The 18,225-nt window shown below is 55.6% G+C and carries 12 protein-coding genes; 2 read left to right on the plus strand and 10 right to left on the minus strand.

What is annotated here, in order from left to right; translation table 11 throughout:
* Positions 1-9 precede the first annotated feature (9 nt).
* From OR1_RS11580 to OR1_RS11620, 9 genes are all read right to left on the minus strand, one after another.
* On the minus strand, positions 10-990 hold the full coding sequence (locus tag OR1_RS11580; protein WP_152609875.1) for a hypothetical protein: 981 nt from the start codon (positions 988-990) through the stop codon (positions 10-12).
* A gap of 109 nt (positions 991-1,099) precedes the next feature.
* A complete protein-coding gene (locus tag OR1_RS11585; protein WP_041972030.1) occupies positions 1,100-1,510 on the minus strand; it encodes a response regulator in 411 nt (136 codons plus the stop codon).
* A 147-nt stretch (positions 1,511-1,657) separates the two neighbouring features.
* Complete coding sequence (locus OR1_RS11590) at positions 1,658-4,852, minus strand: BTAD domain-containing putative transcriptional regulator (protein ID WP_041972031.1); 3,195 nt, start codon at positions 4,850-4,852, stop codon at positions 1,658-1,660.
* Between the two features lie 61 nt (positions 4,853-4,913).
* A complete protein-coding gene (locus OR1_RS11595; RefSeq protein ID WP_041972032.1) occupies positions 4,914-5,690 on the minus strand; it encodes an alpha/beta fold hydrolase in 777 nt (258 codons plus the stop codon).
* 37 nt (positions 5,691-5,727) lie between these two features.
* The gene (gene smc / locus OR1_RS11600; protein WP_041972033.1) at positions 5,728-9,258 is read right to left on the minus strand and encodes a chromosome segregation protein SMC; all 3,531 of its coding nucleotides are present in this window, start codon (positions 9,256-9,258) and stop codon (positions 5,728-5,730) included.
* 186 nt (positions 9,259-9,444) lie between these two features.
* On the minus strand, positions 9,445-11,364 hold the full coding sequence (locus OR1_RS20855; protein WP_052440406.1) for a sensor histidine kinase: 1,920 nt from the start codon (positions 11,362-11,364) through the stop codon (positions 9,445-9,447).
* Between the two features lie 25 nt (positions 11,365-11,389).
* Positions 11,390-13,042: a methyl-accepting chemotaxis protein gene (locus tag OR1_RS11610; RefSeq protein ID WP_041972034.1), complete on the minus strand. Its 1,653-nt coding sequence runs from the start codon at positions 13,040-13,042 to the stop codon at positions 11,390-11,392.
* A gap of 190 nt (positions 13,043-13,232) precedes the next feature.
* On the minus strand, positions 13,233-15,461 hold the full coding sequence (locus OR1_RS20860) for a PAS domain S-box protein (protein WP_052440407.1): 2,229 nt from the start codon (positions 15,459-15,461) through the stop codon (positions 13,233-13,235).
* Positions 15,454-16,173 carry a response regulator transcription factor gene (locus OR1_RS11620; protein WP_052440408.1) on the minus strand — a complete coding sequence of 240 codons (720 nt, stop codon included), beginning with the start codon at positions 16,171-16,173 and terminating at the stop codon, positions 15,454-15,456. Before OR1_RS11620 ends, OR1_RS20860 begins: the two co-directional genes overlap by 8 nt.
* Before the next feature lie 221 nt (positions 16,174-16,394).
* Here OR1_RS11620 and OR1_RS11625 point away from each other — a divergent pair, with 221 nt between their 5' ends.
* On the plus strand, positions 16,395-17,468 hold the full coding sequence (locus tag OR1_RS11625; RefSeq protein ID WP_041972035.1) for a branched-chain amino acid aminotransferase: 1,074 nt from the start codon (positions 16,395-16,397) through the stop codon (positions 17,466-17,468).
* Positions 17,469-17,680: 212 nt separating this feature from the next.
* Positions 17,681-17,908 (plus strand): ferredoxin family protein, encoded by a 228-nt coding sequence (locus tag OR1_RS21615; RefSeq protein WP_082002922.1) that lies wholly within the window; start codon positions 17,681-17,683, stop codon positions 17,906-17,908.
* 56 nt (positions 17,909-17,964) lie between these two features.
* Here OR1_RS21615 and OR1_RS11630 read toward each other — a convergent pair whose 3' ends face one another.
* Entirely contained in the window at positions 17,965-18,207 is a 243-nt protein-coding gene (locus tag OR1_RS11630; protein WP_041972036.1) for a hypothetical protein, read from the minus strand.
* Positions 18,208-18,225 lie beyond the last annotated feature (18 nt).

An 18,225-nucleotide genomic window follows, 5' to 3' on the forward strand; every position in this document is an offset into this window, starting at 1 on the left:
TCGATAAGGTTAAAATGCCCAGTTCAGGGCCAGCGTTGACTGGATCGATATCACCCGGTTTTCCGGGATGAGCGAATTGCCGGACCGTATCTGGTTGCGGTGCTTGTGGTTGTAATCCACCCGCCCTACCAGGGCAAAGTCCTTGCTGAAATTCCAGGCGACCTCACCATCGGCGCCGAAGTCGTACCCTGAATCCAAGTAAGAGGTGAATTCCGTGTTGGGGAGCTGGCTGTTCTCGATATTGTAGTAGAGCGGCAGCCCGACCCGCACGCCCCCGGCGAAACGCCAGGTAGTGTTCGGGTTGGAGAAGAAGGTGTCGTAGCGGTAGCCGAGCATGGTGGTGAGACAGCTGAAATCCTCGATTACGGTGGAGAGGTTGGCCTCCGGCCGGAGACCGGGGAAGTCGGCGCCGTTCTTGCCGCTGTTTACCCAGTTTGTGTACGTTGTGTAAGGGTTCGGCGTACCGTTGGCATCTTTGTTGTTCTGGCCGATCAGCGTGTTGAAGGCGTCGGTACCAGGGGCGGAGTGGAAATTGAAGCGGGTAAACCGCATGGTGTAATAGTCGAACCCGAATGTGAGATGATGGCCCGGCGACAGGTGGCGGGCAACAGCGACATTCAGTTCGTTCCAGGAGATCTTGGAATCATCGGTCTGGATCGTCCCGATGCCGGGATAGTCCCAGCTCTCCCCTGCGGAGTTCGAGCTGAGCGTTGCCGAGGTAACGATATAGAGGCCATGTTCCTTGAAGAGCGGAATATACCCACCGGAACGCTGGACCGGGTTGCTGAAGTTGGCTTCCAGCTTGAGATTCTGCCCCCCAACGGAGACATGCTCCTCGAATTCGATAAATTCGTTACCCGCCCCGAAGTAGCTGAACGGCTTGTTGTTGAGCTTCCCTTCTTCTGCATAGCCAGTCACTGTTGAAAAGCACATTAGGGTGATTCCCAGGATGCCGGCCCAAACCCTGCCGGATTTAAACTGCATGTTCATATACTCCTCCGGTGTTACTTCATAATTGCGGATTCTCAATTTTTCCGGATTAACTGCCAATCTGTATGATATGCCGACGCCGGAAGAAAGGGGAACCGGCGCCGGCATATTACGGAAGTGGTGCCACCTGCTCTGTTATCAACGGCGGACTGGCTTCTGCCAGCACGCCATCCACCACCTCCCGAACCTTTTCCGCAGTAAACGGTTTTGTGATCACTCCCTTGGCCCCCGACATCAGGGCCGCGTTTTTCAGCTCCTCTTCGCTGCCGTAACTACTGCAGATGACAATATTCGCCTTTTCGTCGTGCGAGAGGATCTCTATTGATGCCGTGATGCCATTTTTCAGCGGCATCACAATGTCCATGATCGTCACGTCCGGAGCATGCTCGCGGTATTTTTCGACCGCCTCGCCTCCGTCTGCTGCTTCGGCAACTACGGTGTAGCCACTCATCTCCAGAATACTTCGCAACAGGCTGCGGATGAACAGTGCATCGTCTACGATCAATGCCGTACGGCTCATGACAGTCACTCCTGATACGTCACTAATTGCTGTTTTTGCAGATTTTGTTCGGAGAGTACCAGAGAGGCGGTTACATATCGGTTACGTATGCAGGGAAAAATAACGGTGTATTAAAAAATGTGGGGATTTAATCGTGAGTTTGTTTGATCAGGAGATCGCAGTTCGGTAAAGGGATTCGGTTTTGGGGGAAGGGGAGAGCCCATGCATGGCAAAGGTTGTTCTGCAGCGGCGATAGATGGCGACTGCCTCGCCACGCAGATCAGCGCTAAGGTAGCACTCGATCAGGTTCTGGTAGAGCTCCTCCGAGATTTCATCAATCTCCACCCCTTTGAGCAGGCAATCAATCGCCTCGGCAAGCATCCCCTTCCGCTTCAGCAGGTTGACGACGGCAACCGTGTTGAGGATAAAGCGGCTCTTCAAGCGAGTTCGATGGGAAAAGGCCCAGGGCTTGTCACCTTCATCCGGAAGGAACTGGCCGCGGTACAAGTCAAGGGCCTTTTTGATCCGGGAGACTGCCTCTGACTCCTCCTGCCCGCTGGTTAGCTGGGCGCTTTGCAGCAGCTTGTCGAAGGACCACGCATCTGCCCACACCAACCGCCGATCCAGTGAGATCCGCCCTTCCCGTATCTGGACGGCACTGTCGTTGCCGAGAAGTTCGCGCAGTCGGAACAGTGTGACCTTGACCGAACTCCTTGCCGTGTCGCCATCCGACTCAGGCCAGAGAAGGTCGGCTATCTGCCCCTCATGGGCTTCCCCACCGTTCAGAGCCACAAGCGCTTTCAGCATCTCCAGCGGTTTTTTCTGAATCTTGCCATGGAATCGGCACGGCTCTCCGTTCAGATGCAGTTCGAAACGACCCAGGGTATAGATGCTGACCGACCAGGGCCACTCTTCAAACGACTCGGAAGGGGGATAATCGGTAAGCCCCCGGAAACGGATCAGCCAGCGGAGATACTCCGGTTCGATTCCAGCTTCCAGCGCCCTGGCGCAAAGATCAGCCATGACGGCCGGCCGCCACCAGAACTTGTTGGCAAACCCATGCAACCGCCCGAGAGTGAATGCCCGTTGCAGCGCCGTCAACCCTGTCTCATCGTCAAGCGCGCCAAAGGCAATCCGGGCTTCTACCAGCAGGCAGAAGAATCGCATGAGGTCGCTACCGAGCCTTTCCGCCAGTTCATACCCTTTGGAAAGCTCCTGCAATGCCTTGTCGGTTTCGCCCAGTTCGGCCAGGACCTCGGCTACAACCGAGTGGGCAATTGCCTCTGCAGAGAGGAACCCTATCTTGCGGGTCAGGGCAAGCACCAATTCAGCATGCTGAAGCGGCAGGGCATACTCTCCCCTTATCATCGATTGCCAGGCAAGGCCGAGTCGGTACACGACAACATCGAGATGCCGCATGTCATTGAATTGTCGTGCGAGACGCTCCTGCAACACCTCTATTGCAGCAGTGTCGTTGTTGCTCAAGGCACAGGAAAAGGCATGGGCAAGGGTCTGGGAGATAATGACGGAGATGCCGCACTGGTGCCGGTGAGCTTCGGCCTCCTCGGCAATCCTGATCCCCTCGGCACACCGTCCGGTTACGAAACAGAACAGGACACTCCCCGAGTAGATCGCCTGCCTGACCAAGTCCGAAACCCCGTCGCTGCGCGAGAGCCTGCCCAAGAAATCATGCATGATCCCGGCTCGCGCGAAATCACCCTTCCAAATGCTATAAACCCTCAACTTGACACCGGTCATCAACCGCTGATTGATGGGCACCGACTTTTCATTCAGGACGGTAGCGTAGGCGCGCTCATACCAGCAGCCGATCTCCGGATGATCGGCCATGGAGTACGACATAACGTTGAAGGTACTTAAGATTACCTGTGTCTCGACCTCGGGTGAGGGAAACGACGGATCAGCAGCGAGTATACCGCGGAGAAGTTCGTACCATTCTCTCTGGACGCTGTATTCGGCGGTATAGAAGTTGGTATCGGCAGCGGCAGACCATGCGAGAAACATTCCGGGCCGGTCCCCATTGCTCCGGTATAAGTTAAGAGCCTTCCTGAAGAGGTCCAGGCTTTCCCATGGGTTTGTATTCGCGAGAGCGGCCCCATGCCAGTAGAGGAGATCGGCGCTGGCTATCCGAATTTCAAGGGGAATAAGAGCCAGCCATTCGCGCACAGTTTCGCTACGCCCCTGCTTCATAAACGCCTGGGATCGGCAACAGATCAGGGATGTCAGTGACTGCCAGTCCTCGACCTTGCCGTACAATTCCGCGGCACTGTTGAAATCGCCTGACTCTTCAAGAAGCTTTGCCGCTCGGGACCTGATCCGCACGGTTTCGTGCCGGCCGTACTCTTCTTCACTCTGATTCAGGAGAAACTCCCGGAACAGCTGGTGATACTGGTAAACCGTCTCGCGGGCAGGGTGTCGGGAAGTGAAGTAATGGCTCCGGGTCATGTCGGCGAGAAACCTGCCGACCCGGCCGTTTCCAGTGAGCTTCTCCGCCAACGGCACGGTCATGTACGGCAGAAAGGCGGTAGTGAGCAGTAACTCCCGGCGCTCATCATCCATCAGGCTGAACACTTCAGCGCCGAAATAATTGAAAACGCCCTCAGGTGTCCACGCCCCCTCCATTCCCAAGTCCGACCCGCCTTTACCGGCATGTTCCAGGATGAGCAGCAATCCCGCGACCCACCCTTCGGCCTTCCGGCTCAGGTCTGTCAAGGACTGCCGGGATAACCCTTCAGGTTTCTTCTGTCTGATCAATTCAGAGACTTCTGCCTGTGTAAAACGGATATCTTCCCATCCCAGCAATTCGATCCTGCTGTTGGCCTGCAAACGGGTAAAACGGAGCGGCAAGCTCTCTCTGCTGATTATAATGAAAGATATCCCGTTGGGTATGGCTTCCAGACCGGCATATATGACATCGTGAAATTGAGGAGAGTCGACATCCTGGTAGTTGTCGAAGACGAGCGCAAACGGGCGGGGGAGACGAGTGAACAGGTTTTCAAAATATCTACGGGAAAAGATTGGAATAGTGCTGCAATGTTCCGGGGTAAGGAGGGGGAGCGGTTTTCGGTTTCCGGGAGAGACCTTTTTCGATGCCAGCCCCATGTAATAGAAAAACGAGGCGATATCGGCATCACCCTGGTCTACCTGGTACCAAAGACTGGGGAGTCCGCGCGACTCCAGGTAGCTGGAGATCAGGGTTGTTTTCCCGGATCCCCCCGGAGCATTAACCCACAGGATTGGCCGCAAGCAGGCGCCGTCCATCTGGGTAAACAGACGTTCCCTAGGCAAAATACCGGTTATGTCCGGTCTGGTAATCTTGTTGAGAGCTGTCTGTTCGTATCCCATCAACAGGCTCCAGTCGCAATGGAGTCACTGTGGCAGCGCTATCAGACCTGATGTCTGTTTTTCACGCCTTTTCAACCGTATCGAGAAAGCTGTCCAGCACCCGGTTTAATTCCGCCGGGCTGTCCATCTGCAGCCAGTGCCCGGTTCCGCTTATTGTAACATGCGGCAGATCGGATACAAGGTTGTGCAGGCTGAGAGGCGTATCATTGGTCGGCATGACCACGGCAAACTTTGGTCCTTTATAGCTGGCAAGGGGGGGCAAAGGATTGAACTTGAGCACAGTCCCGATCATACCGGCGATCAGCTCCCTAGGCGCACGATGCATGTCCGTCAGAACCCGTTCCCTGACCAGCGGTGACGACCCATCCAGGAACTGCTCCCAGAAATTTTCAATGAACCGGTGACATCCCTCGGATTCCAGCACCGTCGTAAATTCCAGCTTCTGCTCTAAGGGAAGCTGCCGGACATCGGCCGTGGCGTCTACCAGCAGCAGCCCGCTAACCCGCTGCGGTCGCAGGCCGGCATAGTCAAGGACAACGGAGCCGCCAATGCTGTGCCCCACCAGGACAAACCTGTCCAAGCCGATACTGTCAACAACAGCATCGATATCCGCAGACAGCGAGTCCAGGGAATAATCGTTATCAGAAGGCGCCTGAGACCGGCCATGACCGCGGAGATCCAACGCCGCCGCCCGTCTCGTTTGCCGCAAATGCTCAAGTTGTGCAGACCAGTACGTCGCGTTGCCGCATAAAGGATGGACAAACAGAACCGGTAAACCGCCGGTCCCACCGTCATCTACCATCAACTCCCCTGCCGGGCCATGGACAGCTGTCAACATTGGTTCACCTCCGGATCATCAATAATTCTTCTCACCTCTACTGCAACCGTACCGAAACGACCTTGGAGACCCCCGGCTCTTCCATGGTGACGCCGTAGAGGGTGTCGGCGACCGCCATGGTGGTCTTGGAATGGGTGATGAGGATGAACTGGGAAAAGGCGGTCATCTCCCTGATCATGTCGTTGAACCGGCCGATGTTGGCGTCGTCGAGAGGCGCATCAACCTCGTCGAGCAGGCAGAACGGCGACGGCTTGACCAGGAAGATGGAGAAGATCAGCGCCACGGCGGTGAGCGCCTTTTCACCGCCCGAAAGGAGCGAGACGTTCTGCAGCTTTTTGCCCGGCGGCTGGACAATGATCTCGATCCCGGTCTCCAACAGGTCTTCTTCGTTGGTCAGCCGCAGTTCGGCCTGACCGCCGCAGAACAGCCGGGGGAAGACCTCCCGGAACTTTTCGTTCACCAGCTGGAAGGTCTCCAGAAACCGCTTGCGGGTGGTCCGGTTGATCCTCTGGATTGCCTTCTGCAGCTCCTGCAGCGAATCTTCAAGATCCCCCTTCTGCTCGGAAAGAAAGGTGTGCCGCTCGTCGAGTTCGCGGTACTCGTCGATTGCCATCAGGTTGACCTCGCCGAGTTCGTCTACCTGGCGCTGCAGCTCCCCCTGGCGGTTGCGCATTGCCGGTTCGTCGAATTCGGCCTCCGGATCAACCGGTGGCAACGCCGCTAGGTCGATCCGATACCGCTCCTGCATCGATGATTCCAGATGCCGGAGTTGCATGGAGAGCTCGGCGATCTTTAGCTGGTGCTCAGTGGCAGCATCACGCTCATTGCCGAGCCGCTCGCGGAGTGCTTTCAGCTCGGTCTCTTTTTCCTGGAGAATTGCGGATTGGGACTCGAACCGGTCGCGCAGCCCGGCGTGGGCAGCCTCTGCCGCCGACTGCTGCTCCAGTAGAAGCTTGAGAGCCGCTTCCCCTGCAGTTATTTCGAGCCTTAAACGTTCCTGGTCCGCAACGCCCTTTTCCTGATCATCGCTGACGGTCGCCATTCTCACGCTGATATCCGCAAGCAAAGCTTCGACCCGCTTCAATGACCGCCGGTTTGCCTCGCGCTTCTCCTGCAGGGTGGCAACCAGTACCTTGATTCGGGTCACCCCTTCGCGCAGCAATTCGATCTCCTTGCGCCTGGTTGACAGGTCTCCCTGAATGGTCGCGGATTCACCCTCGCGCCGGTTCTTGTCATTCTCAAGCTCACGGCGGCCGGCGTCGGCATCGGCCCGCTCCTTTTCCAGCGCCAGCTTCTCCTCGGTCAGCTGCTCGTCCTCTACCCCTTTTATCTCGATCCGCTCCTCGATCCGCTGAACCTCTTCCTCCGCCCGCAGCAGATCCTTCTCCAGTGCGACCAGCCTGACTTCGGACTGGTGCAGATCCTGCCTGGTTTTACGGAGCGCATCCTCGGCACCGGTCAGCTGCTCCTTCAGGTCCCCTCTGGCTACTTCGAGACCGGCAACCTTTTCACCGAGACTGGCAACCAAAACGGTCAGTTCCCGGATCTCACGCTTGGTATGAATAAACCCCTCTCCGCCACCCTCGGCGGCCCCGCCGGTGACAATGCCGCCCATGGAGATGAGCTCTCCGGTTCTAGTGACAAACGACAGCCTTGGATGACGCCGGCTAAGGGCAAGGGCCGCTGAGAGATCAGCGGCAAGATAGGAATCTGCCAGAAGCGGCTCAACCAGCGCTCTCAGGTCCGGGGCGATCCGCACCAGGCCCAGAATCGGCTCTGCCGGCTCAGGGGGAGCATCGGCAGCGACCGCTCCCCACCCCGGGGTAATGAAACTGCATTTTCCGCCTGATTGGTGAACCAGATGGTTTACTGCAGTCAGGGCATCAGCTTCGTCCCGGCAGACGACATACTGGAGACGCTCACCGAGCAGTGCCTCAACAGCAGCCTCGTATTCGGGATCGGTCTCGACCAGGTCCGCAACCAGGCCGTGAAAGCGCCCTTTGAAGGGTTCTGCCTTCATGATGGTCCGGACACCCTGGCCGTAACCGGCAAACTGAGCCTCAAGCTCATTAAGCGATGCCAGGCGCGACCTGGCAGAGCTGAGTTCTTCCCTTACCGACTGCAGCTCCTCCTCCATTGACCTGAGACTGCTCACCAGGGCAGCCCCCAGGGAGGCAAACTCTTCGGCGGACCTGGCCAGTTCCTTTTTCTGCCCTGCGGCGGCATTGCAGGTAATGCGCAGCTCCGACACCCGGCCGGAAGCCGATGCGAGGCGGGCATTGAGCTCCACACCTTCGCGGACGCTCCGCTCGATCCGTTCGCTAAGCCTTGTCAGGCGGCGATCCGCCTCACCGTACCGGTTATTGAACTGGGAGAGCCGGTTCAGGATAGCGATCAGCTCCTGACGGTCGCCCTCCTGTCTCCGGACAAGTTCCCGCTCTTCCGCCACGAGCAGTTCCAGCGCCGCAGAGCGGGAAGAAAGCAGCTCTTCTTCCCCCTTTTCTTCGACCAGGAGGGCGCCGTACTGCTCCTCCAATGATTTCGCCTCGGCCACCGCCTCGGTCTGCCGGGTGTTTAGTTCGGCCAGTTCCTCAACGGACTTGACCTTGCGACGCTCGCCGTTTTCCAGCTCCTTGCGCTGGAAATCAAGCCGGTTGACACACCCCTGGGCATCGGACTTGATCCGGAAGATCTCCTCCTGGGCGGATGCCAGGGCACGCTCTTCTTCCAGGATATTTAAGCGCTGCTGCTCCAGGCTGGTCTCGGCCCCGGAGAGCTGCCCGGCAAGTGCGGAGAGATTGTCGGCGCCCCTGGAGCGCTCCCCTTCCAACCGGGCGACCGTGGCGCTGATCTCGTGATGGCTGCGGACCGCAAAAGAAACCTCAATGCTGCGCAGTTCTTCGCGCAACGCCTTGAACCGCTCGGCCTTTTTCGCCTGCCGCTGCAGGGAGCCGAGCTGGCGCTTGATCTCGCTGACCACGTCGCCGATCCGGAGCAGGTTCTGCCGAGTGCTTTCGATCTTTTTCAGCGCAACCTGCTTGCGCGACTTGAATTTGGTGACGCCGGCGGCCTCCTCGATCAGGAAGCGCCGTTCTTCAGGCTTTGCCATCAGGATCATGCCGATCCGGCCCTGTTCGATGATCGAATACGCCCTGGCCCCGACGCCGGTATCCATGAACAGCTCATTGATGTCGAGGAGCCGGCACGGGGTCTTGTTCAGCAGGTATTCGCTGTCGCCGTCGCGATAGAGTCTGCGGGTAACCTGGATTTCGCTGTAATCCAGGTATTTGGCCGGAACCCGGCCGTCTTCGGTGGAGAATACCAGCGATACCTCAGCCATTCCCAGGGAGCGGCGGGTTTCACTGCCGGCAAAGATGATGTCCTCCATGGCGCGGCCGCGCAGGTTCTTGGCGGACTGCTCCCCCATGACCCAGCGGATGGCGTCCACCACATTGGACTTGCCGCAGCCATTGGGCCCCACCACGGCCGTGACCCCGTCGGGGAAATCAAGGACGGTCCGGTCAACAAAGGATTTGAAGCCGATTATCTCGATACGTCTGATCTTCATGGCGGAGGGATTCTAGCAGAGGGGAAACCGAGATGCAAAGGGGAATGATGGCGGCGCCAAAAGTCCATCTGCTGCGTTACGCAAATCCTTCGTCACTGCAACGTAGCTTACAGCTACGCTTCATTCCTCAGGTTTTGCATGCCCTTGCAGCTGAAGCTTTTTGCTTGCCATTGGAAAGATAACCTATCAGCCGACCGTAAAGAAAAAGGTGGCGCCTTCTCCCTCTACCGCTTCGGCCCATACCCTGCCGCCGTGGCGGTGGATGATCCGCTGCACGGTGGCCAGACCGATCCCTGTCCCCTCGTACTGGCTGGAGTCGTGCAGCCGTTGGAATACCCCGAACATCTTTTCCGCATTGGCCATATCAAAGCCGATGCCGTTGTCTTTGACGAAGCAGACCGTTTCGTTGCCGTGCTCCACCGCACCGAACCGGATGACTGCTTGAGCGGTTTTGGCGCTGTATTTCCAGGCATTTTCCATCAGATTCTGCATAACCATATGCATCAATGCCGGGTCGCCGGTCACAACCACATTGTCCTGGATATCAAAACTGACAGCCCTTAACGGTTCGGTCTCTTTCAGGAGTCCGGCAATCTCAGCAGCCAGGGCAGACAAGTTGACCGGAAGATGCTTGATCTCGGCCCGGGAAACCTTGGAAAGGTTCAATATCTCATTTATCAGCACCTCCAGCTTTCCGCTGGCGTCCGAAATTCTCCTCAGAAGCAGTTCGGCCTCCGTGTCGAGCTTTTCCGCATGGTCCGTCATCAATATATTTATAAAGCTCTTGATATGGCGGACCGGAGCGCGCAGATCGTGTGAAACCGAATAGCTGAAGCTTTCCAGTTCCCTGTTTATGGTCTCAAGCGAGAGCGCCCGGCGATTGAGGTCTTCGTTAAGACAGACAATCTCTTCCTGGGCTTCGATGCGGTTCCTGATCTCGTTCTGCAGTATCATGTTGGTTTCTTCAAGTTGAGCGGTACGCTCGGCAACGCGGGTTTCCAGCGCTTCGTTCACTTCCCGGAGCCTTTTCTCCTTCTCATCCAGACCGGCCATGAGCCCGTTGAACACCGTGGCCAGCTCCCTGATCTCGTCATTGGTCGCGACTTCAACCTGTCGGTCATGATCCTCGTTTGAGTGAATCATCCTGATCTGGTCGGTAAATGAGATAAGTGGTGCAATCAACTGCTTCATTACCACCCAGAATACGGAGACCGTCATGATCCCGCCAAGAAAAACAATAACCCAGGCAAAACAATTAGCCTCGTGAATCGGCGCCAGGGCCTCGTTTTCCGGATAGTTTGCCGACATTAGCCACTCTACGGTCTTGAGCCTCTTGAAGGCGCTTATGGAGTGAACCCCGGCAGCGGTTACCGTCTCCCCGGCACCTTCAAACCCATTGATTGCCTTGTCGTACAGCGGATTTCGACCGACGGGAAAGCTCGCCATGATCCGGCCCTGCTCCGGATGCATGATTACCGTCCGGTCAGCAGTGGTAAGGACAAAATACCCGTCAGTGCCGATCTTTGCTCGGGACAGCAGCCCGAGAAAATTCGGCTTCATCAGGTCGATACTGCCGCCGAAAATGGCCTGTAACCCGCCCTGGTCACCGAAGATCGGCACGGTAAACATTATCGCGGGATGATGGTGGGGCATCGAGGAGATAAACGGTGAGGAAATTACCGGTTTCCCGGTGGCAATCGTTCTCTTCATGTATTCCCGGTAGGAGAAATCCATACCGGTGCGGCCGGGCCTCTGGGTTGTCTCGGCAATCAGCCTGCCGTCGGAGCCGAACAGGAAAACCCCGTTATCGAAAATCGATATCAGGGACAGGTTGTTGAACAGGAACTCCTCGGCCTTGAGGGGATCCGAGATTATCCTCGGATTTATCCGCCTAGAAGCGCTTACCAAGGCCTCCTGAGAGAAGATTATCTTCTGGTCAAGCTCTTCGGCAATCCTGGTTACCAGCATGAACTGCTGATCGGCCACACTGTTCTCGACCGATGACCGGTAATGGTTGAGCGACAGCAAGACAATTCCGGGCGCGATGACCACGAAAAACACCAGGATGTAAAGCACCATTTTTGTCTTCAGGCTTACAGGTTTCAAACTTTTCGCCCCTACGAAACTCTCCTTATGCTGCCAGTCTGAACTGCGACACCAGCAGGTTCAACTCATCAGACAGGCGGGAAAGCTGCTCCGCAGCCTGGGCCGACTCCTGCGCACCCCTGGCAGTTTCTCCGACGCCGACCGTGATATGCTGGATGTTGCTGTTTATCTGATTGGTGGTTGCGGTCTGCTCCTCTGCCGCAGTGGCGATCTGACTCACCTGAGTGTTTACCGCATTGATCTGGCCCAGTATCTCCTGCAGCGCCGCGCCTGATTTGGCGGCTTCGGTTGTCCCGCGCTCAACCTCCTGGACCCCTTCTTCCATCTCCACCACGGCATCTTTCGTCTCATTCTGGATAACACGGATCATCTCGCCGATCTCACGGGTCGCCTTGGTGGTCCTCTCCGCAAGAGCCCTGACCTCGTCGGCGACAACGGCAAAGCCCCGTCCCTGCTCACCGGCGCGGGCAGCTTCAATGGCAGCATTCAGAGCCAGCAGGTTGGTCTGGTCGGCAATTTCCTGGATCGTGCCGACGATTTCTCCGATCTGGTCCGAACGGCTCCCCAGGCTCTCAACCGTTTTGGCGGTACGCATTACCCGCTCGGCAATGCTTGACATGATCGAAATCGAGGTATCTACGACTGTTGCGCCGCTTATTGCCATGTCATTAGCCTGCTGTGACCCCTTGGCAGCCGTCAGGCAGTTGCGGGCGATGTCTGCCGATGTCGACGCCATCTGCTCTCCGGCAGTGGCAACCGTGGTTGTCTGACAGGCCATCTCTTCAGACCCGGTAGCCATCTGCTGGGAGGTGGCAGAAAGCTGGACAGCCGCAGAAGCCACCTGGGTCGAGTTATGCGCCACTTTGTAGATAATGCCGTGCAGTTTCTCCACAAAGGTATTGAATGCTACGGCCACTTCAGAAATCTCGTCTTTACCCGATACCTCCAGCCTTTTGGTAAGGTCCCCTTCGCCATCGGCAATGTCTCGAAGCATTGCCAGCATCCGCGCAAGCGGTCTGGTACATGAACGGGAGATAGCAAAGCCGAAAAATATTCCGCAGGCAATTGCCGCTATTATCAGGACAGCCATGAAGGTAAAGGCGCTGTGGTACTCGGCAGTGCTCTCCTTGTAAGAATCTTCCGCTTCTTTCAGGTTTATGGCGATGATCGACGCGACTGTTTCCCCAGGTTTCGAATACATCGGGGCAACCGTACCGGTCGCGTAATTAGCCGCTTCGGCCCGATCTCCGGGACTGGCGCTGACAGAAGCCTTCTGAGCCATCTCAGAAAGCCTGAGCCCAGCGGCATAATATGCTTCAAACCCATCGTTGAACTGCTTCAGAAGCTCGGTTTCTTTCGGGTTCAGGTTGGCCTTTGAAAATTTCGCAACAATCCCCTTGATATTCTCGGCCCGCTTGGCCATGTCGTCGGCTTTTTCCTTTAATTTTGCCGTATCGTTAAGTGCCAGCATATAGACAAGATCCAGCCGGATATTAAGGAACTGGCGGTCCATATCCGACAGCATGGCGATGTGGGACTGGCCTTCGTTTGCCATTTCCAGATCATTGTTCGCCTGCCTCAAGCTTATCAGGCCGGTTGCACCAACAGCGATCAATGCAACAGAAAATACTGCAATGAGAATTAGAAGCCTGGTGCCGATTCGAACGTTGCCAAACATATTGCAATACCCCCCGATTTATCTTATTCCAGGTCATTACACCAAAATAATCAAGAAGTTGTGACCTGCCTGGAAAAGAGTACCAGCTGAATTAGCTTTGACTAATTACACTTCCTGACACTTTCTGACTAGACCTTACGGGGTAACTGTTTAGATAAAAAAATGGCGTCGAGGGAAGTGAAAAGGTGGGTCAAACAGTGGGGGCAAGTGTAACGGAGAATTTGGAACCGGACCCGAGCGTGCTGGTGCAGGTCACAGTCCCGCCATGGATCTCGGCGATCTTCTTGACAAGGTGAAGTCCGAGCCCGGCGCCGACAACGCCTGACACCTGCCAGGTCCGGTAAAATCGTTTGAAGATTCTCTCCTGCTGGTCTGCCGGGATACCAATCCCGGTGTCGGAAACCTCCATGCATACTCCGCCTCCGGGCAACCCGGTGCCCCGAAGAGATATTTTCCCTCCATCGGGAGAATATTTGACGGCGTTGTCGAGAAGGTTGCCCAGCATTACCTTGATCAGCATAGCGTCACAGTTGAACCGGTCCGGAAGCCCCGAGTGCTCGAAAGCTATGATATGGATCCTCGTTGCCGCTTGCGCCTGTTCGGCCGCACTCGCCATGATCTTAGCGATTTCATGCATCCGCATATCAGGCAGCCACCCGCCGGCAGAGAGCCTTTCATCGGTCAGGCAGCTGTCAATAAGGTTGCTCAGTCTTACAGTCGCCCCCCGTATCCTTTCCGCCTGGGTAAAAGAGGAGGATTCCCGGGGTGCGTTCATATGTATCAGCTGGGCGGCCCCGTCTATTACCGCCAGCGGAGTACGAATCTCATGGGAAACCAGGCCCAGGAACTGGCGCTGCTCGTCGTTCATCATTCGTTGGGCTTCAAGTGCCGCACGATCCTGTTCTGCCTGTTTGCGGACCGTTATATCGGTTATCATCGCCTGCTTCGACATGATCCCAGCGGTATTGCGGATCGGGGTATTCGATATGTAATACCATCGACCGTCCTTGGGGCTCTGCAACTCCCACTGGACGGTTTCTCCCCGGAAAACCCGTTCGTTGACACACCAGGGGCAGACGGTCTCGAGGTCGTGCAGAGCCTTGTGGCAGAGCTCTCCGGTGGCATCATAACCGGTGCGCTCAATCATCCGTTTGTTCATGAACTCGATTCTGCGCTCCTGGGAGCAGATGTATATAAAGCCATCAAAGGCATCCACCATTGCCCGGTAACGCGCCTCGCTCATTCGAATGGCGTCTTCTGCCCGTTTACGAAGGGATATATCCCGCACGACACATACATGACTCACATAGGTGCCGTTTTCGTCGCAGATCGGCATGACGCAATGATCTGAATTAAATGATGTCCCGTCCTTGCGCCGCATCTTGAATTCAGTCTCGAACAGTCCCTTCTCGCGGTATCCTTTCCGCATCTCTTCCCCGAAGATGCGCGACATCTCCTCGGAGACATGAAGGATCGACGTATGCCTGCCGATGATCTCGTTTCTAGCGTACCCGAACATACTCTCGACGGTAACATTGCAATCGAGGATAACCCGTGTGGCGGTATCCACGATAAAAACCGACTCGTTAAGGCTTGACAGGGTTTTTTGCAGGAGAGTACAGGAGTCGACCAGCGCCTTTTCTGCGCTCTTGCGCTCGGAAATGTCCAGAAAAATCCCCTGGACAATGGATGTTTCACCAATTTGTGTGATTGAAGTCCGGATAAGAACCGGCAGACGCCTGCCGCTTCTGCTTAGTATTTCTGCCTCGATATCTTCTTTAGGGTCAGGAGCTGTTGTCACCTTTTCGAACAGGGCAGTGATCTTGTCCGTAATGTCCGGAGGATGCAACATGGTAAAGTGACGGCCGATAATCTCGTTTCGCGGTGCTTCGACCATCTCCTCGGCAGCCTGGTTGCAGTTGACCAGGATGCCGGACTCGGTATTCACCCAGAAAATGGCGTCCCTCGCCCCTTCAAAGGTAAGCCGGAACATCTTTTCGATCTCAAGTTGCAGTTCCGTAGTTTTCGCATGTTCGGTGATATCGGTGTAGATGCCTATAATTCGGCCCAATGCGATGTGAGCGCTTATGATCACATGCTTTATCGTGCCGTCTTTGCAGGTAATCTTTGCCGTTAGGGGAGAAGGGATCGTACCGCGTACCAGGCGGGGAATCTTGTCCGAATACCACCCCATGACCTCATTCCGGTAGGCCGGATCAGGGTAGGCCCGGATGAACCAGTCATTGAGGGAACTGATTTCTTCCAACGAATAACCGAACATTTCGACAAATGTCCGGTTGACATATTCGCAGATGCCTTGCCGGTTCAGCCACCGGACACCTACCGGCATAAGGTCCATCAGTACCGTTATATCCCTGAACATGACATCCGAATCGGTTTTGCGCCGATGTTCAGTCATTTATCAAATCCTGTTTGAGCTCTGCCAGGAATGCATAGCCCAGGTTGTGGCGTGCCCTGACCGGCAGTTCCGTATCGGGATCAGCGGCACGCACTTTCGCGCGCAACCTGCTGATCATGGTCTCCAGACGTTTATCGGCATAGAGATCATCAGGCTGCCTGAGCGCGGAGAATATCTCACGGCGGGGCACATTTTCTCCGGGCCTTTCCAATAGCTTCCGCATCAGGATACACTCATGGGCTGTCAAGCGAATCTCCACACCTGAAGGAGTTGTCAGTTTCGAGGTGAGCGGCTCGAACCGCCATAACGGTCTGGAAATTAGGGAGATCCGTCGAGCAAGACTCCGAAGTGCGGCATCGAGTTCCCGAATATCGACCGGCTTGACAAAATAGAGATCCGCGCCCGCTTCCAGTCCGGTAACCCGTTCGTACAGCTTCCCTCTTGCAGTTATCATTACTATTCCGCAACCGCAATTACTTCGCAACCTGGCTGCGATATCGATGCCGTCCTCTTCCGGAAGCCCGAGATCAAGGATCACGATATCCGGGGGAAAAACTGCCATCTCGGCATCAAGTGCCTTGCCGTCCGAAACAGCGTGGACTGTGTGGCCGAAATACCTCAATCCCGAGGCCAGTATGTCCCTGAGTTCCGGGTCATCTTCGACAATTACTACATTAAGTGACGGCAGTTGTGAATTCCGAGGCATGGACATTGGTCAAAACTCCACGGGTAAAACAGTATGCGGTTTCTGAAATAGTGTATACGAAATTATTATAATGAATTCTCAAATTTATATAGAAGAAAATACTGACAACTTCTCACAATATCCCCGGAAATCCAACCACAGATGTAACTGTTTCCACTATAAAACCCTTGCCGGAGAACGGGTGGTATGATAAACGGTTATAATACATACCAACGGAGGATACAGCCATGGATATCAAGGTACTCCCACTTCCGGATGAGCGCAAAAAACAGAAATTCGCCGACGAGTCAAAGCTCGGTTTCGGCAAGATCTTTACAGACCGGATGTTCATTGCCGAATGGAAGGTCAACCAGGGGTGGGTTGATGCCCGGATTCAGCCGTACGGACCATTCACCCTTGATCCGGCGGCACTGGTCTTTCATTATGCCCAGGAGATCTTTGAGGGACTGAAGGCGTACCGATGGCAGGACGGCTCCATTGCCCTTTTCCGGCCCGAAATGAACGCCCGCAGATTCAACCTTTCCGCAGACCGGCTCTGCATGCCAGAAGTTCCCGAAGACCTCTTCCTGGACGGCATCAGACAGCTGGTAAGTCTTGAGCGCGACTGGATACCCGGTGCAGAGGGGACTTCCCTGTATATCAGACCTACCATGATGGCCGTTGAGGCGGTACTCGGGGTAAAACCTGCCGATCATTACTATTTCTATGTCATCCTCTCCCCAGTCGGCGCATATTACGCCTCCGGCTTCAATCCGGTAAAGATAATGGTCGAAGACAGTTACGTGCGCGCAGTTCCGGGTGGCACCGGCGAAGCCAAAACCGGCGGGAACTACGCCAGTTCCCTGAAGGCAGGCCTTGAAGCCAAGAAAAAAGGGTACGACCAGGTCCTCTGGCTCGATGGGGTCAACAAGCGATACATCGAAGAGGTCGGCGCCATGAATATGTTCTTCGCTTACGCCGACAAGGTAGTAACCGCTCCGCTGGCCGGATCGATACTTAACGGAATTACCCGCGATTCGGTCCTGAAACTGGCCGCAACTCTTGGTTTCTCGGTTGAAGAGCGGCCGATCGATGTCAACGAACTGATGTCAGATATCCGCAGCGGCAAGGTCAAGGAGGCTTTCGGCAGCGGCACTGCAGCGGTCATCACCCCGGTTGCATCTCTATGCTACAAAGACGAGTCCGTTGCCGTAGGCAACGGGGGTGTGGGCAATTTAACGCAAAAACTGTACGACACGCTTACCGGTATCCAGTACGGTAAAATTGCCGACCAGTTCGGTTGGATTGAGAAAATCGCCTGAATCTGAAAGAGGGGGCTGGATGGCCCCCTCTTTTCCGGCATTAAATCTATGAAGAGTGTTCCAGCCGAACTAAATCCTCTCTGCGTTTCATGCCGAAAGCGGTGCAAGCAACCGTGCCATGCGCTGATCGCATCCTGCCCCAGTTACTCACCGCTTCCAAAAGATTTAAGGTCTCCCTGGATCCAGATGGAACTGAAATTCAACATCCTGAAATGAATGACGCCTGCAAGTCAATTACTGTTGATACCTCACGATGCTCGGGATGCGGCAGGTGCGTCTCCGCGTGCAGTTCCAGGCTTATTACCCTGGACGACATCGGCACCAGAAAAGTGGCCTGGGTCAAATTTCCTGAGCGGTGCTCGTTCTGCCGCAGATGCCTTGAGGAATGTCCCATCGAAGCAATTTCCGAGTCCGGCAGGAATACCCCCGCGGACAAATAAAAACGGCTGCGTCAGGTCATGCCGCAGCCGTCAAGAAGATTATGTTTCAGGTGTGATCAGTTATTCCGCCAAAGCTCTTTCCGTTCCTTCTTTTCAAGTCTGCCATCCAGAATCGATGCGTTGGCCACAAGGGTTCGCGATTCGATCTGTTTCTTGACCGGCCGGGGCTTGTAACGTTCGGTCTCAACGCTGATTGAATCGGCGGCAAGCTCGCGAATGGTTGCCTTGCCGATAACCTGAAGTTCGCTGCATCCGGTCAGCACTACACACCCTAATATGCATATCGCTAGTTTTTTCATATCGTGCCTCCGTTTAAC

Source organism: Geobacter sp. OR-1 (assembly GCF_000813145.1).
Lineage (GTDB): Bacteria > Desulfobacterota > Desulfuromonadia > Geobacterales > DSM-12255 > Geoanaerobacter.

Coding starts and splice junctions, on each gene's coding strand:
- OR1_RS11595 (WP_041972032.1), bottom strand. CDS start 5,690: ATGTTGACAGCTGTCCATGGCCCGGCAGGGGAGTTGATGGTAGATGAC.
- OR1_RS11630 (WP_041972036.1), bottom strand. CDS start 18,207: ATGAAAAAACTAGCGATATGCATATTAGGGTGTGTAGTGCTGACCGGA.
- OR1_RS11620 (WP_052440408.1), bottom strand. CDS start 16,173: ATGTCCATGCCTCGGAATTCACAACTGCCGTCACTTAATGTAGTAATT.
- OR1_RS20860 (WP_052440407.1), bottom strand. CDS start 15,461: ATGACTGAACATCGGCGCAAAACCGATTCGGATGTCATGTTCAGGGAT.
- OR1_RS11590 (WP_041972031.1), bottom strand. CDS start 4,852: ATGGGATACGAACAGACAGCTCTCAACAAGATTACCAGACCGGACATA.
- OR1_RS11585 (WP_041972030.1), bottom strand. CDS start 1,510: ATGAGCCGTACGGCATTGATCGTAGACGATGCACTGTTCATCCGCAGC.
- OR1_RS11610 (WP_041972034.1), bottom strand. CDS start 13,042: ATGTTTGGCAACGTTCGAATCGGCACCAGGCTTCTAATTCTCATTGCA.
- OR1_RS21615 (WP_082002922.1), top strand. CDS start 17,681: ATGAATGACGCCTGCAAGTCAATTACTGTTGATACCTCACGATGCTCG.
- OR1_RS11625 (WP_041972035.1), top strand. CDS start 16,395: ATGGATATCAAGGTACTCCCACTTCCGGATGAGCGCAAAAAACAGAAA.
- OR1_RS11580 (WP_152609875.1), bottom strand. CDS start 990: ATGAACATGCAGTTTAAATCCGGCAGGGTTTGGGCCGGCATCCTGGGA.
- smc (WP_041972033.1), bottom strand. CDS start 9,258: ATGAAGATCAGACGTATCGAGATAATCGGCTTCAAATCCTTTGTTGAC.